The organism is Gemmobacter nanjingensis, assembly GCF_014652195.1.
In the GTDB taxonomy this organism is placed as follows: Bacteria; Pseudomonadota; Alphaproteobacteria; order Rhodobacterales; family Rhodobacteraceae; genus Gemmobacter; species Gemmobacter caeni.
The window spans coordinates 297,139-312,504 of the sequence record NZ_BMYI01000001.1; the positions used below are offsets into that span (position 1 = coordinate 297,139).

Here is a 15,366-nt window from a genome sequence, read left to right on the forward strand (position 1 = left end):
GAGAAGGCCCATCTTGCGCTTGCGGATCTCGACCTCGGCCTCGGCCAGCGCATTGGTCCGCAGCCGTTCGGCATTGCTGGCCCCGATCAGCCCGGTCTCGCGGGTGATCGCCGCCAGCCGGTCCTGCTGATCCGCCATCCAGTCCCGGCGCGCGTCGAGCCCGGAACAGCGTGGCCTTGTCCTGCTCGCTGGCCCCCGGCTGCCATTTGCCGACCCGCAGCGGCTGGCCATAGGTCTGGGTGAAGATCGCCCAGTCCCGCCCGGTGAAGGCCTTGAACATCCAGCCCCACATCGCAACCCGCGCCAGACCGGCGCGCAGCAGGATGCCGGATTTGGCCGGGATATCGGCAAAGACGAAGCGGAAGGCAGGCAGCGGCACCTCGCGCCCGCTGTCATCCAGCATCAGCGGCCGCGCCAGATCGTGACGGGCAAACCGGATGATCCGGGGATCGCGCCAGGCCGGCTCCTTCGGCAGATACTGCCCCTCGGAATGATCCCAGATGATCGCCGTGGCGGAATAGCCCTTCGACAGGCAGTCGAGGATATGGAACAGCTCCTGCTGCAGCTCGTCGCGCTTGACCCAGTCGCGGACCATATCCGCCAGCTTGCCGTCATGGGCATCGTCCGAGGCCGCCTCGACCGTGATGTCGAGCTGCGAGACCGACCGCTTCCGGGTGCCGATCACACCCAGATAATGCGGGTCGCGTTCCTCGATCACCTCGGCCAGTTCCATATAGCGCACCGGATCGCCGTGATCCGCCGCGCGCAGGATCTGCGCCAGCCGCAGCGGGTTCAGCCCGTCGCCCGGATAGGAGGTCAGCGGCGAGCGCGCGCCCGACAGGCTGGGCGCCCCGACATCGCGGGTCAGGCTGGCGCGATCCACTTCATAGCCCCAGCGGTCGGTCAGGATCAGATTGCGGGCCATGGTCAGATACTCCCGCGAAGCCGAGCGGCCCGCGCCACCAGCCCTCCTCTTCGCTCCCGAACATTGCGGGACCGCCGTTGTGGCCGACCCTCTGGTCATGGACCGGCACCGGCACATAGCCGTATTCGACCCAGCGCATGCGGCTGGCAAAATACGCCAGCGCCAGCGCGATGGCATAGTCGCCATGGCGCTTCCTGCCCTTCTCGCCCTCGCGGACGGGGGGCACGCGGGGGATGCCCCGGATCAGCTTCACCATGCGCAGGTCGGAGACATGCTCGCTGTCGGCGATCAGCGCAATGTGATCATCCTCGAAGGCCGCCTTCAGCGGCGGCATCTGCAGCCGGTACCATTCCTCGCTGAACTTGATCGCCCACGCGGAATCGCCGTCGGGGCGGAGGCTGACCTGCTGAAGGCGGTCGATCTGGTCAAGGCTGTCGGGGCACTGCAGCGGCTCGGGTGATCGGCGAAACGCCTGGTGCCCAGAAGGGCGGATAGCCGACATAGTAAACGTTGAAAACGTCGACATTGATGTCGTGGCAAGTCAAGTGGAGACATAGCTACATGCTTGCGGCCGCGATGTTCCCAAGTATTGAGCGTTCGGCCATATTGATGGGGAATATAGTGCGCTAAGGTGTTGCGATGGCGATTTTCGATATCGAAAAGGATGACTTGCTTCGGCTGTCTGACGCTCTTCTGGAAGAGTTGATTGCAAGGTTGGCCGAAGCAGAGATTGCTACACATGGGCATAGTCCAGCAGGTGTCAGTTGGTCGGGCTCGATCAAGGCGCCTGACGAGGGCATTGACATCCATGTGCAAGTAAATACTCCCGAACTGGACACAGGCTTCCTCAGTCGCCCAAACACGATCCTCCAATCCAAGAAGGACACGATGCCAAAATCTGCAATCTCAAAAGAGATGCAGAAGGATGGCAAACTCAATGCAGCCATCTCAAACCAAGCGAAGATCGGCGGCAGCTATATCATGGTGAGCCTTGCTGACGATTGCTCACCGCCCATGAAGAAGGATCGCCTTGATGCGATGCGGGCAGCTGTCGCAAGTGATCCGAACAAAGACCAGATCCACTTGGACTTCTTTGACCGCTCGAAACTGGCTCAGTGGATACGACAGCACGCATCGGTTCTACTCTGGGTGAAAGGCAAACTCGGCCAAGGCTATTCAGGTTGGCAACCATATGGAGCCTGGAGCAACCCACCGAAAGGGTCACAGGACACGCTCATCTCGGCCCCGGGTGTTATTGTCCACCTGCCGACGGAACGTGACCAAAAGTTTTCAATCGAAGACGCCATCGAACCAATGCGTCGTCTCATACGCACATCGAACAAGGCAATCCGCGTCACGGGACTTTCCGGTGTCGGAAAGACAAGGATTGTTCAAGCACTCTTCGAAGAAAACGTGGGAAGCGACCCTCTCGACAGAACGATTGCCGTCTACGTCGACACCGGAGAGGCCCCAGACCCTTCAGCATCCGCGATGCTGGATCGGCTGATTGCTGAAGGGCGTCGGGCGGTGATGGTCCTCGATAACTGCCGTTCCGATCTGCACTCTGCATTAGCAAGCAAGGTGTCGGCTGGAAGTGGTGATGTCAGCCTGATCACAGTTGAATATGATATCAGGGACGACAAGCCACAGACCACAGAGGTCATTCACATCGAAGCTCACGGACCAGACGTTGCCGAGGAGCTATTGTTGCGACGGTTTCCAGAAATCGGCCAGGGAAACGCACGAAAGGTAGCTGAATTTGCTGATGGAAATGCCAGAGTAGCCTTGGCCATCGCAGAGCAGGTTGAACACGGCGAAAGCCTTGCTCAGCTAACAGCCGCCGACTTGTTTGACCGAATTTTCCAACAGCGGAAAGGGCAAGATGGCGATCTGCGCGAACAGGCCGAAACACTTGCTCTAGTATATTCCTTCTCAGTGTCTGATCCCGAGGTCGGTCAGAATGAGTTGGATATCATGGGCACACTTTCAGGCCACTCGAGGGCGCAATTGTATCGAACTGTGACGAAGCTTGCAGAGCGCCATGTAGTGCAAAAGAGAGCGCATTGGAGGGCAATCCTTCCGCATGCTGTTGCCAACAGGCTTGCTGGTTCGGCGCTTGAAAGCATTCCTGTTGACACTCTGAGATCGACGTTTGAAGCGCCCGGGAACAGTCGGCTTCTTGTGTCGTTCGCACACAGGCTTGGCCTTATGCACGATCATCCTGTGGCAGAGAAAATTGTCAAATCATGGCTCCAGCCTGACAGCCTCTTAGGGAGTATCTTGGACCTTGATGACAACGGATCGAAAATACTCGGTTATGTCGGCCCCGTCGCGCCAGATATGCTGCTAGACCGGATCGAAGCCGAGCTTATGGTTCCAGATTTCCGGGGCCTAGAGCCGAAATATAACCCTCGAAGAACCACTATCCTCAATCTGCTTCGCTCCTTGGCATATGAACCAAATGCGTTTGATCGCTGCATGTCGCTTTTGCTCCACATTGCAGACCATGAAGACGAAAACAACAACTATGATGCCGTCAGGAACAAGATTGCAGAGTTCTTCCAACCCTATCTATCCGGCACGCACGCTTCATTGCAACAGCGCCTTGCCATTGTTGAGAAGTGCTTGAGTGCTCATGATTTGGCGCGGCGTTCTTTGGGAAGCAAATTGCTCTCAAGCGCACTGGATGGCCCCCCTTGGACTAGCCGCGGGCTCAATGAGTTCGGGGCGCGTCCAAGGGACTACGGTTATCGACCAGATCATGATCAACTTGTCGAGTGGCGCAATGCCTTTATTGGTCTGGCTGTGCGACTTGCAAATTCAGATGACAATGACCTCAAAGGCCGAGCACGGTTAGCTCTGGCCAACAAGTTTCGTGGGTTGTGGCGCGATGAGGCAATACGTGACCAGTTGATCGAAGCAGCAAGAAAAATCAATGATCACCAGTCATGGGTTGAAGGTTGGAAAGCCGTCCGGTCTGTAATCTATTTCGATCATACTAGGCAGAAGGACGAACTTGAGCCCGAGCCGCTTCCTCAATGCCTCGCCGATTTAAACCGGGACTTGGAGCCTCGTAACCTGATCGCAAAGATCAAAACATATGTTCTGGATAAAAGGCATGACTGCTGGACGCTTGATGATGATTTCGACGATAGCAGCGACCAAAAATATAGCAATGCTTTCGAGCGGCTAGTAGCCAAGGCTTCGGACTTAGGCGCGAGCTTCGCAGCGTCAGAACATCAACTTGAAGAATTGGGTTCCGAGATTTTCTCTAGTGAACATATGAGTTATCGCAAGGCCTTCGGGGTCGGCCTTGCGAAGGGAGCCCTCAACCATCGTGAGTGTTGGAGAGATTTACTCGAACACCTCGCTAGGTCATCCGATTCGAACCATGACTTTTCGGTCATTGGAGGCTTCATCGAGGGGGTTGCTATCCATGACACTCAACTGTCGAGAGAGCTACTAGATGAATGTGCGGAACATTCGAAGCTGCAGAATGTTCTGGTGGGCCTGCATCCACGTGATGACTTCACGGAGGCCGATCTAAATAGATGTGCGGCGCTGCTTGACGAAGAAGGCACACAACCTCGGATGTTCGGACCTATCCTCTGGCAGGACAACTATGCACACCTACCGTCCGAACGATTGTTGGAGCTTGCGAGAAAACTACTAACCAAGGCAAACGGCAGCGACACGCTGCTCGAAGCCTTGAGTATGAAATTGCACGGGAAAGATCCCTTGGAAGATGCTTTGGGACCAGAATTAAGAAAACTTGGTTTGAAAGCGGCGGCTAAATTACTGTTGGGGGATCACGAAGATCCCGGGGGCAGCAAAGACTACAGTATGGAATGTGTAATAAAGTCCGCACTTAGTTTCGATGGCAATGACGCTGAAAAGACTGAGTGGGTGGATGCTATTTTCTCTCACATAGACGAGAAATACGGCTTCATTCATTCATTCGAGGAAGCCATTGAGACGACAGCGGGGCTTATGCCGGAAGCCTTCTTAAATCGTGTCTTTCAGGGGACGGATGATCAGCATCACCGACGCATCTATTTTACTAAAAAAGGAGGAATACGGCGCAGCCCACTCGCTAAGATCAGTGTGGCCAACCTAATTGCGTGGTGCCAGCAGCGAGATCCTCCTGCTATCTGGGGACTGGTTTCTTCTGGCATCGAACTTTGGGAGAAATTTGATGGGAACAGGGGCGGCACATCCATGAGTACGGTCGCTGTTGAGTTTCTTGAAGCAGCGCCTGAGCCTGAGGTCGTCCTTCACGCCTATGCGGATCGTGTTAGCCCGTCTTCGTGGTCCGGGAGTCGTGCAGATGTCATGCAGCCGAGAGCAGATGCCATCGCAGAACTGACCCAGTACAAGCGGGAAGAGATAGCCCGAGCTGCTCGGACAGTATCAGATCGACTGACAAAGGAAATCGAAAGTGAACGGGCGCGTGAGAGACAAGAAGACGAGGAATGGGAACAGCGGTTTGAGTGACTTCCCGCAACGACCCCGGCAGATTTTATGTAAAGCGCGGACTTGAGAGGTTACAATTGGTTCACCTTCATCGAATGGCAGAAATCCACACTGCAGCTGCAGAGTCCGGGCAGCATATCGAGAGACCGTCGATAGGCCATCTTCAACGCCGCGCATAACCTGAGAAAGGGGGCGAATTGAGTGTCGAGATATGCACTTGGAGCATAGCTCTACCTTCAGCTGCTGGCCCCTTAATTTTGTCGTTTTGGCCATTTATTTTTGTCGCGCTACACCTGCAACACCCCGCCAATCACCCTTGGCAAACCCACCACAACCCGCTAGGAAAACACCCGGAACAGTGGCCGAGTGGTCTAAGGCAACCGACTTGAAATCGGTCGGGCCAGAGATGGCCCCGTGGGTTCGAATCCCACCTGTTCCGCCATTTCAGTCCGCCTCTGGGCACGCCAATCGCCGCCGATAGCCGCCCTTCGCCAGCAATAAGCGTCCTTAGCAGCTCCGTCTTTGATCCCATGATGCGAATTGCGTCGTCGGCGACCTCGACGCGCTGCGCCAAGGCGCGCAGATGATCCCGCCGATAGCCGCCTTCCGTGCCCCGGATGCGCTCGCGCGCTCGGCGGGCGAAACCTTGGATCATGACGGGGCTGATGGAACTATGGCCGGGGCTTTCGAGCAGCGCCTGCGCCCGGTCGGCATCGACCTTCGCCTGATCGCGGATCACCTTGAGGCCGGCGATGCGCTCGGCAAGCGCCGGGTCGTCCAGATCGGCGACGCCGGCCTCAATGGCGTCGTAGAGACGCTTGAGGCGCAATTCCGATTCGGCCGCCCGGCGCTGCAATTCGGCGATGTGCTGGCGGCGGCGCTCAGCCTGATCGGAGCGACGGCCGAGAACGCTGCCAAGCAGCTTCTCCAGCCGGTCGGGATCGAGCAGCCGTTCCTCGATATGACTGACCACCATGTTGTCGAGCTTGTCCATGGGGATCGCCCGGCCCTTGCAGCCGGTTTCGCCCTGCCGCGCCTTCATCGAGCAGGCATAGTAGCGATAGCGGCCGCTCTTGCCGGTGCGGATGGTCATGGCCCCGCCGCACTTCTCGCAAAAGCAGATGCCGGTCAGCAGCGTCGGCCCGATCACGACGCAGGCGGGAAGCTCGGTCTTGGGGTTGCGGGCCTGTAGGAGCTTCTGCACCGCGTCGAACGTCTCCCGCTCGATGATCGGCGGAACCGGGACGATGACGATGTTGTCGGGCGATTGCGGGTCGCCGTGCTTGCTCCGCTTTCCCCACTCGTGCTCGCCGATATAGGTGCGCCGCGTGAGGACACGGTGAACCTGCCCGATGCCCCAACGCCCGCCGTCGCGGGTGAAAATGCCCTTGCGATTGAGATATGTGACGATGGCCTTGACGCCCATCTGGCCGCTGTCGCCCTCGCCCTCAAGGGCGAGACGGTAGATGAGCCGGATCGTGTCGGCGTGCAGCGGGTCGATTTCCAGCTTCTTCTTGGTCTTCGCGCCACGTTGTTCTGCGGCAGCGATGCGATAGCCGACAGGCGGAAGCGCGCCGTTCCAGAAGCCTTGGCGCGCATTCTCCTTCAAGGCGCGCGTGACGTGCTTGGCGTTCTCCTTGGACTGGTATTCGTCGAACAGCGCCATGATCCGGCGCATCATGTCATGGATCGGATCGTCCCCAAGTTCCTAGGTGATCGAAACGAGCCGGACTCCGTTCTTGGCGAGCTTCCGGTAGTAGTATTCCATGTCGAAGGCGTCGCGGAAGAAGCGCGAGAAGCTGTGGACCAGCACCACGTCGAACGGTGCGGGCTTGGAGGTGCCGGCCTCAATCATACGCTGAAACTCGGGCCGGCGATCGTTGGTGGCGGTGTTGCCCGGCTCCACGAAGGTTTCGACAAGCTGATAACCGCGCGAGGCGCACCACGCTTCGCCCTGCTTGCGCTGATCGGGGATCGACACGTCATGCTCGGCCTGACGCGGGGTCGAAACGCGCAGATAGAGGGCGGCCCGCAAGGCGACGGTGGGCGATTGTGCGTTCATTTGCGGGTTCCTTTCTTTTTGCGGCGGTCGAACAAGGGCAGAAACAGCTCCACACGGTCATGGATGACCTTGGGGACCAGCTTGAGGCCCTTGCCTTTCTCCATGCGGACCAGGCCGTAGCCGGCCATGGCCTTGAGGGTTCGGGAAAGGTTGGATTTCGCGCGGCCGGTGATCTGCGCCAGTTCCTCCAGCGATTCCGGCTCCTGCTCATGGATGATGCGGAGCAAGTCGCAATTGCCGGGCGAAAGGAACTTGGCGAACGACATTGTGGACGCGAACCAGACGGTCGGATCGCCGGGCGCGGGTTTTTCCTCGCCGCGCGCAATCCGCATGGTGCGGGCCTTCATTTCCTCGGGATCGGCAATGCCGATCTTCAGCGTTGACATGGCGTAGCTCGATTTTCTTTCAAGGCTTATCGTTATCATACTTCGATAACTATTTCAAGTCCTCGGGAAGATCGAGCGAGCCGAACATTTCATCGAAAACATCGGCGAACGACCGCTCGAACACCTGAATCTCGGCCTCGGTGATCGGCACTTCATCGGGCCAGTCGTCTATGACGGGCAGCTTCTCCACATCGAAGACATGGGACGGGCTTCCGCGCGGCGGGCTGATGCGCGGCGCGGGATCGTCGTCATAGTCATAGAGATCGTCGGGAAGCGTTTTCGGCACCGGCTGTCGCGGGCGGCCGCGTAGCGGAAAGCGGGGCTTGGCGCACATGAAATCCTCCGTGGTTCGCTGGATTCCGGGCTGCTGGAAGCCCCGGAATTAGGCGAAGCATGGAGGGAGATCGGCGGTCTGTAGCGTGCCGCAAGGGGGATGCGCAGGCGGCACCCCCCTTGCGGGGATGCCGCCGACAGGTCAGCCGGCCGAGCGGCGAGCCTTTGCGAAGCCGCGATCCGTGGCGATGAATCGCTCCAGCATCGGCACGATGAGCTTGACGGGATCGGCGACGGGCTGGCCGGACTCGCGGGCCAGCACCTCGGCATAGACGACAAGATCGCGGTGGAGCGGCCCAGGCAGCTCCACCGTGACTTTCACCGGCTTGTCCTCCACGATGGGACCGAGTTTCAGCTTGGTCATGGTCAGCCTCCGGCGTTCTCGAATACGAGGTCGCGGGTGACGATGACCCTGACCGGGAAGCCCGGCCGAATGGTCAGCGTCGGCGCGGATGGCGCGGATCAGCCGGTCCTCGTCGCTGGTCGCCAGCTCGGTGCCGACCGCGAGCAGCGTGGACAGCCCGGCGGCTTTCATCAGATCCCACCAGTGGTAATCAACACCATCCTCAAGGCCGGCGTAGCCGCTGGCGTCCGCGCCCGGCAGGCGCTCCAGCACGATAGAGCGGCCGCCCGGCAGGATAAGGCGATTCCACACCAAGAGGACACGGCGCTGGCCGAAGGTCACGCCGTCGTCGTATTGGCCGATGATGCGGGTTGCGGTTCATGCAAACCGCCCGGAGATAGAAAGAGGCGATGCCGAGCGTCTTGCTCCCCACTTCGCTATTCCAGCAATAGAAGCCCCGGAAATAGAGGTCGGGGTCGCCGTTCGGCAGGCGTCCGGCTTCGATGGGGTGCGTATCGTCCACCAGAAACAGGAAAACGTCGCGGTCGCTGGCGTAAAGAGTGGTCGTGTCCTTGGTCACGTCCACGAATGGGTTGTGCGTCATGGTCGCCCAATCCAGAACGCCCGGCACCTTCCACATGGTATCGTCCAGCTTGACGCTGAGATATTCGCGCTGCGTCTCGCGGGCGATCTTCTTCCAGGCCGCGCCGAACTCGGTGGCGCCGGCGAAGATTCGGAAGTCGGGGCCGCGCTCGCTATCGCCCTCGGTGGCGGTGAACTTGGCCTTGACGTTGAGGGTCAGGGTCTTGACCGCGCCGGTGAAGCCCGCGCCGTTCTCGTTCTTGGTGAAGGTGCCGATGGTCGCCATTGTCGTATTCCTTTTTCCTATCGGGCCGCACCATTGCGACCTCGATGGCGGTCGTGAGACCGGGGACGGTCGGCCCCGCACCCCTTGGGGCTGGAACGAAGTGGAAGGCGGCCGGCGACGGCTTTTTTGTTTCGCGCTGCAAAGCCGAAGGCGGCGGAAAAAAGCTGGTGACGGGCGTTGCGGGAAGACGAGCGAGACGCCGCTTCAGCGGCGGCGGTCTTCGGTCTGACCATGCCAAATCGAGGCCGCGAATGGAGCGCCCGTAACAGGAAATCAGGTGGAATACGGCGATGGCGGCCGTCCTGCGCCGCGCCGAGATCGGGGACGGAACTGCGCGGGTTCACGGGCTGCGGTCTTCCCTGACCCGACCGGCAAGGCCGTTCATCCATCGCCAGCGAGGGTCTGCGGGTGTGGCCTCGTCTGACCTTCGCGGGCGCTGCCGTGTCCGGTGTGGCCGGAAGATCGCTTGCGGGGCGTTGCGCCGTGGCTCTGCAAGCGGATGGTCCGAGCTTCCCGGCCTCGATCCGCCTGCCGGTTGAAGCGGAGGGAAAGCCCAACCTCATGGGCCTGCCGTGGCGACCGAGACCGGCCCCCGAACTGCCCCGCTCAACCGGATGGGTCTTCCCGCGAAATGGCCGCTGCCGTCCTCCGCGTTATGGGATTGAAGCCGAATGGCGGAAACGCGCCCTCGGCGTGGTTCCGGCGCGGCCGAAAGCCCGGCCCGTAGGGCAACGCCATCACCTTTCCCACATCTTTATCAGAGAAGGCGAAGCGTCCTGATGTTCAGTGCTGTGCCGTCCAAGGGTCGATTACGGGAACGCCTGCCGCGTTGAAGGCGCTGGCATCGTGTGTCGCCACCGCGAAACCATGGGCGGCTGCGGTAGCTGCGATATAGCCGTCCGGCGTGGGAAAGCCCTTGCCCGCCTTGCGGGCTGCAACGGCAAGGTCGGCATAGCGGCGGGCGGCATCGGTATCGAAGGCGAGGATTCTGCCCTCGAACAGCGGAAGCATCCCGTCGAGCGTCGTGGCGAGCTTCTGCTTGCGCCGGCCTTCCGGCATAGCGCCGATGCCGAATAGCAACTCCGCGACAGTCACGCTGGATATGTAAAGCGTTTCGGCAACCTGCTCGTCCAGCCAGTCGCGCACGGCGGGGTCCGGCTCGGGCTTCATCGCCTCGGAGACGACGTTCGTATCCAGAACGATCATTCAAATCTCATCGGCGAGGCGGGAGTCTTGTCGCGGGTCTGTTCCAGCGCCTCGAAATCGGCATTGGTCAGCCCGGCCTTGCGGCTCAACGCCGACAGGGCGGAACCGAGGCGCAGGCGTTCGGCGGGGCGCACCGCCGCTTCCAGAATGTCGCGCATTTCGGCTTCGGCGCTGCGGCCATGATGGATCGCGCGCACCTTGAGGGCGCGGTGGGCCTCGTCGGAAAGGTTGCGAATGGTGACGGCGGGCATCTGATGGCGTCTCCGGTCAAGTGATGGCTGTGCTATCAATATAGAGAATGTGCTATCGACCGACAAGATGCACCCGTTATCGGGCCGGTTGGTCGACGCCCGCCGCCAGTCGCGCAAGGGCGGACAGGCCGACGAAACCGCCGCCGACGATGCAGAAGATTTGCCGCCAGATTTCGGACGGGACGGCTTCCTTGGTGATGCCATAGACCAGCGCATAGCCTGCGACGGCGGCGGGCGCGGCGAAGACAAGCGCCACGATCAGACGGATGACGGGCGAGCGGATCGTCTCGAACAGCACGGCCAGGATGCCGAAGGCGGCGCCAGCGGAGAATAGGCCGACCAATCCCGCGCCGACCAGCCCGGAGCCGGTCTGATAGGCGAACTGCGCAGCGGCCAGTCCGACGAAAAAGGGCAGCGCGTATATGGCGAGCGTGTAGGCGAGAACGCAGACAAGCGCGACCAGCGCAACGCTCATGAACATTACCGCGACCATGATCCTTCACCTTCTACTTGTCGCACCGCCTTTCGTGCCGTCATGGTTCCGACGACTGCCTCCCGGCATGGTGCCAATGCTTGCCTGTCCTGTCGAGCCTGTGGGGCTTGACCATTATTGAACTGTCGAGGTCCGGCCGCGCGGGGAAGCCGCGCGGCCGGGATTTTTCGGGTGGAAGGCCGGGACCGCCTGCGCGATCCCGGCCCGCCATTCATTCCGCCGCGACGGGGAAAGGCTCGTCCTCTATGGTCCCGGCGTTCTCGGGTTCGGCCATGGCGAGAGCCTGCGGCTGCTCGTCGGCCAGCCATGCGGGCGGCTCGGTGCGCAGCGGGAGCGGAAGCCAGCCGGTTCCGGCCAGAAGCTGCTCGGCCTTTTCCGCCATTTCCATCTTCTTCTTGTCCTTGATGCGCTCGGCGGCTTCGAGGCTTACCCCGACCACGACAGCCTCAAGGATATGAGCCTTGCTGACGCGCCCGAGATATCGGTGTCGAAGCCCGCTGGCTTGCTTTGCGGCTTCGGAGACGTGCGCGGGGCGTTTTCGGTCGGGGGCATCTGGATATCCCCCACACCCATGGGCGTGCCGGTGGTGACGCCAGCCGCTTCGCCTCCCGCCCCCGCCGCCGCTTTCAGCCAGGCATAAAGCTGCTGCGCCTTGTCCGTGACTGTAGCGATGGTTCGGCGGCGAGGCGGGCCGGGCCTATGTCGCTGGCGCCGCCGGTGGCCTCATGCGCTGGTGGATGAGCGAGAGGCGCAGGCTTCGCGATGGCATTCCCGCCGCGATCACCGGCGCGATCTTCGCCCGGTATATGTCGCCGGTGGTGCTGGCGATCATCGAGGGCAACGTCGGAGAGCTTGGCGCAGGAGGCACCGATACCGCGACCTTTGCCACCGGCCTGCTGGGCATGGGGGCCGCCAAGGTGGTTCTCGCCGCCGTAGAACGGCGCGCCGAAGGTAAGGGAGGTGACGATGGCCGGGGTTAAAGCGCGCATCGCGCATGCCACCAAGAAGGAGTTGCGAGTCTGGGCAGCCGCCATACCGCTGGTGATCGTCTATGTCGCGGTCATCGCCCCGATGGTCAGCCGTCTCGATGAATCCCGCATCTGGCGCGACCTGACGGGCAAGACGCCTTTTCGGAGCGTCATCATCACCAGCGTCACCGCAACCTCGCTGGAGATCACCTTGGCGGGAACGCTGGTGAAGTCGCGGGACTGCCTCGCCCTCGGCGCCCCGACCGCTCAGGTGATGAAGGATGATCATCACCGCGGCCGTCAGCCCGCGCGTCATCATCGCGAAAGCACTGTACGAAGGCCGTCAGAAATGGGCGACCCAGCTTTGTGATGATTACAACTTCCCGATTGTTATCAGATATCAAGCCCCGATTTTGCCGTGAATCCGTATTGACAGAAAGGCCAGCCTGCACCGTCTTGATATGCGAGATTTCAATTAAGGAGAGCTACTTGCGGCATTCATTCAAAGGCATAGGCGCAGGGCGCAACATTGTGTTACCCGCAACGGCCATATTCGCCGCCTTCGCCACAAATGCGCTAGCGCAGGATGTCACCCGTGCAGACTGGCGCATGAACAGGACGAGCGAGATCGTGACCGTGCCCGGCGTATCCTCCCCGGCCAACGGGGATCCGCTGGCCTTTGTCTATGCCCCGCCGATCCCCGACGCCAACGCCCCCGGCTGGGAGCCTGCACCCGATCCGCAGATCATTGCGTTCAAGGGCCATAACGGCGACGAGATCTCGCGTCTGGCCGAGGGGACCTGCTTGCAGGCCTTTGACTATGTGTTCTTCGACACGGTGGTGACTGTCCCCCAAGGCGCGCAGGTCTCGGATTTTTCGATCGGCTTTACCGGTATGGATGACGGCTCGCGCATCACCATCTTCAACGAGGCTTACCCGAGCGGCACGCCGGACATGCCCAATGGCGTCAACAATTTCGTGGCCTATGACCAGAACGTCACCATGGATCTGGCGCAGTTCCTGCGGACCGGCCAGAACCGTGTCGTCATAACACAGGTTGACGATTGCCCCGCAGGCAACAAGTTGCGCGCGGCGGAAGTCGTGCTGAACGGCAGCGTGATCGCGGCACCGGCGACAGCCACCCCTGAACCTGCGCTTAGGGCGGGGTCAGAGGGTGTTCAGATTCTGGCCTATGGCGACGTTCATATTCGTTCTCTTGACGGGCTCAGCTATGATTTTCAGGTGCCAGGTGATTTCATTGCCACGTCATCAGCCGACCGCCAGTTCATGTCGCAGATACGCACCGAACCTTCGACAGGGGATCCGGCAGTCTCCGTCGCCATCGCTTTCGCGGCCCATGTAGATGGCGACGTGGTCGAGGTCTATGACGGCGGCACATTGGTGGTGGTGAACGGAGTTGAGGTTGAACTGACCAGTAGCGAGATAGAAAACGGCCCCCGTTTTTACAAACTTCCGCAAGGGGGCATCATTCAATCCTCGCCCCCCACCGCCCAGGATCCCTGGGAATGGGTGAGTATCGATCGTTATCCGCCAGGCCATCCTCTTCCGATTGAGGACAACATGCGCTTTATGGGGTTCGCATTCATGCCCGGCGGGTCTTTTGCCTCCGTGGGGATCGTTCCAATGCCAAAGCAGCCGAACGCATTCGGCCTGTCTGGTCTTCAGGACGGTGATCCCGCCAATGACATGACGCTGCGCAGCGGCGAGGTAATCGCCCAGCCCGCTTCGCAGGCCGAGATCAACCGCTTTGGCGAATCCTGGCGCGTGACGGCCGAAGAAAACCTGTTCCGTCACCGCCCGCCCGCGCCGTCGGCCCCGCCGCCCGCGCCCGTTGTCATGGCCGAACTGCCCGAAGAAACCCGCACCAGCGCCGCGACCACCTGCCTGCAAAACGGCGTGATCGAGATCAACCTGCTGCGCGACTGCACCTATGACGTGGCGATGACCGGCGATTCCGCCTTTGCCGCCGCCACCGCGGATGTGCAGGTGGCAGACGCAACCGTCGCTGACCTGCCGTCCACCGAGCGTGCCGACGGTTCCAACCCGATTGACGATATCGGTGAGACCGCGCTGGCGGCGGCGCGGGCGGCGGCGGGCGTAAACTATCTGATGTCTGAACATCTCGCAGGGCCTGCCTCTCATGACGATTTCGACCTTCACCCATTCCTAGGCGGCCTTATGGGTGGAATTCGCCGAAATCAACGCATTGAGGCAGGCGAATACGCCATAGAGGTCGAGAAGGACGGCAATCTTTGCATTCGCACTGTGGAGGGCAACCGCTTGGTCTGGTGTGTCAGCAATGACCCCAACGCCCGCTTTGACGATACGAATGCAGTCGTGATGAACGACATAGGCGAATTGGTGGCTATGACCTGGCGTGGCGAGATTCTGTACGCCTACCCGCCCGAGCCGACCGGCATCCCAAGCGATATCAGCATCTCGCCGAAGGGTGAGGTCTCTTTGGTAAACAAAAATGGTATTGTCTGGTCTTTCGACACTCCTGCCCGCGTCGACAACAGCGGCCAGAATGCGCCGGCGGCGACCGATGTTCAGACCGAGTTGCCGGAAGAAACGCCCGAAGCACCCCCTGAGCCTGCAGCAGAGCCGGTTGCGGGGCCTGAACCTGCCCCCGAAACGCTCAGGGAAGGCATTGCAGGCGTCGTCACCCGCGAACAGCGCTTTGCGATGGATGGCTATTACATGACCTTCCAGGCCGACGGCAATCTTTGCATCTACACAGAGGCCGACAACGGATTTGTCTGGTGTGTCAACAATGACCCCAGCATCCGCTATGCCGATACGGCCGAGGTCGTGATGACCACCGGCGGCCAGCTGATGGGTCTGGATGCGGCGGGCGAGGTTCTTTACGCCTATCCGCCCGAACCGACGGGGATGCCGAGTGACATCTTTATTTCTTCGGAAGGCAAGGTCACCATGGCCAACGAAACCGGCACCATCTGGACCTTCAACTGATCTGATGCCCGGACCGGGCCGCCCAATGCTGCGGCCCGGTTCAGGCGCAATTCCATCCATATCC

Annotated in this window: 14 protein-coding genes, 1 tRNA gene and 4 pseudogenes; 5 read left to right on the plus strand and 14 right to left on the minus strand. The window is 60.6% G+C overall.

Annotated elements, in window-relative coordinates; all coding sequences use genetic code 11:
• Together IE126_RS01510 and IE126_RS25835 are read right to left on the minus strand one after the other, a co-directional pair.
• Positions 1 to 925, minus strand: a 925-nt coding sequence (locus IE126_RS01510; protein ID WP_189380329.1) for a phage portal protein family protein, incomplete at its 3' end; no start/stop codon positions are given.
• On the minus strand, positions 885 to 1,259 hold the full coding sequence (locus tag IE126_RS25835; protein WP_229825160.1) for a hypothetical protein: 375 nt from the start codon (positions 1,257 to 1,259) through the stop codon (positions 885 to 887). The genes IE126_RS25835 and IE126_RS01510, both read right to left, overlap by 41 nt.
• 305 nt (positions 1,260 to 1,564) lie before the next feature.
• On the opposite strand from IE126_RS25835, the gene IE126_RS01520 reads away from it, so the two are divergent.
• A complete protein-coding gene (locus IE126_RS01520) occupies positions 1,565 to 5,419 on the plus strand; it encodes a hypothetical protein (protein WP_189379998.1) in 3,855 nt (1,284 codons plus the stop codon).
• A gap of 331 nt (positions 5,420 to 5,750) precedes the next feature.
• A tRNA-Ser gene (locus tag IE126_RS01525) sits at positions 5,751 to 5,840 on the plus strand.
• 576 nt (positions 5,841 to 6,416) lie between these two features.
• Here IE126_RS01525 and IE126_RS25840 read toward each other — a convergent pair.
• The 12 genes and pseudogenes from IE126_RS25840 to IE126_RS01580 form a co-directional block, all read right to left on the minus strand.
• Positions 6,417 to 7,079: pseudogene (locus IE126_RS25840) on the minus strand (recombinase family protein); the annotation flags it as partial.
• 27 nt (positions 7,080 to 7,106) lie between these two features.
• On the minus strand, positions 7,107 to 7,460 hold the full coding sequence (locus IE126_RS25845; protein WP_229825162.1) for a recombinase family protein: 354 nt from the start codon (positions 7,458 to 7,460) through the stop codon (positions 7,107 to 7,109).
• On the minus strand, positions 7,457 to 7,807 hold the full coding sequence (locus tag IE126_RS01535) for an HVO_A0114 family putative DNA-binding protein (protein WP_229825165.1): 351 nt from the start codon (positions 7,805 to 7,807) through the stop codon (positions 7,457 to 7,459). Before IE126_RS01535 ends, IE126_RS25845 begins: the two co-directional genes overlap by 4 nt.
• A gap of 88 nt (positions 7,808 to 7,895) precedes the next feature.
• Positions 7,896 to 8,180 carry a hypothetical protein gene (locus IE126_RS01540; protein ID WP_189380357.1) on the minus strand — a complete coding sequence of 95 codons (285 nt, stop codon included), beginning with the start codon at positions 8,178 to 8,180 and terminating at the stop codon, positions 7,896 to 7,898.
• A 141-nt stretch (positions 8,181 to 8,321) separates the two neighbouring features.
• Entirely contained in the window at positions 8,322 to 8,543 is a 222-nt protein-coding gene (locus IE126_RS01545; protein WP_189380000.1) for a DUF2274 domain-containing protein, read from the minus strand.
• A gap of 2 nt (positions 8,544 to 8,545) precedes the next feature.
• Positions 8,546 to 8,894: pseudogene (locus tag IE126_RS01550) on the minus strand (TrbI/VirB10 family protein); the annotation flags it as partial.
• A pseudogene (locus IE126_RS26545) lies at positions 8,893 to 9,168 on the minus strand (DUF932 domain-containing protein); the annotation flags it as partial. The pseudogenes IE126_RS01550 and IE126_RS26545, both read right to left, overlap by 2 nt.
• Before the next feature lie 3 nt (positions 9,169 to 9,171).
• Positions 9,172 to 9,390: pseudogene (locus IE126_RS26550) on the minus strand (DUF736 domain-containing protein); the annotation flags it as partial.
• Between the two features lie 783 nt (positions 9,391 to 10,173).
• Positions 10,174 to 10,596, minus strand: coding sequence for a type II toxin-antitoxin system VapC family toxin (locus IE126_RS01565; protein WP_189380001.1), 423 nt, complete (start codon positions 10,594 to 10,596; stop codon positions 10,174 to 10,176).
• Complete coding sequence (locus tag IE126_RS01570; RefSeq protein ID WP_189380002.1) at positions 10,593 to 10,847, minus strand: FitA-like ribbon-helix-helix domain-containing protein; 255 nt, start codon at positions 10,845 to 10,847, stop codon at positions 10,593 to 10,595. Before IE126_RS01570 ends, IE126_RS01565 begins: the two co-directional genes overlap by 4 nt.
• 76 nt (positions 10,848 to 10,923) lie before the next feature.
• On the minus strand, positions 10,924 to 11,340 hold the full coding sequence (locus IE126_RS01575; RefSeq protein WP_189380003.1) for a hypothetical protein: 417 nt from the start codon (positions 11,338 to 11,340) through the stop codon (positions 10,924 to 10,926).
• A 211-nt stretch (positions 11,341 to 11,551) separates the two neighbouring features.
• Positions 11,552 to 11,779: a hypothetical protein gene (locus IE126_RS01580; RefSeq protein ID WP_189380004.1), complete on the minus strand. Its 228-nt coding sequence runs from the start codon at positions 11,777 to 11,779 to the stop codon at positions 11,552 to 11,554.
• 298 nt (positions 11,780 to 12,077) lie between these two features.
• Between IE126_RS01580 and IE126_RS01585 the strand changes: the two genes are divergently transcribed.
• From IE126_RS01585 to IE126_RS01595, 3 genes are all read left to right on the plus strand, one after another.
• Positions 12,078 to 12,320 carry a hypothetical protein gene (locus IE126_RS01585; RefSeq protein WP_189380005.1) on the plus strand — a complete coding sequence of 81 codons (243 nt, stop codon included), beginning with the start codon at positions 12,078 to 12,080 and terminating at the stop codon, positions 12,318 to 12,320.
• Positions 12,307 to 12,678 carry a hypothetical protein gene (locus tag IE126_RS01590; RefSeq protein ID WP_189380006.1) on the plus strand — a complete coding sequence of 124 codons (372 nt, stop codon included), beginning with the start codon at positions 12,307 to 12,309 and terminating at the stop codon, positions 12,676 to 12,678. Before IE126_RS01585 ends, IE126_RS01590 begins: the two co-directional genes overlap by 14 nt.
• A gap of 119 nt (positions 12,679 to 12,797) precedes the next feature.
• On the plus strand, positions 12,798 to 15,302 hold the full coding sequence (locus IE126_RS01595) for a hypothetical protein (RefSeq protein ID WP_189380007.1): 2,505 nt from the start codon (positions 12,798 to 12,800) through the stop codon (positions 15,300 to 15,302).
• Positions 15,303 to 15,366 lie beyond the last annotated feature (64 nt).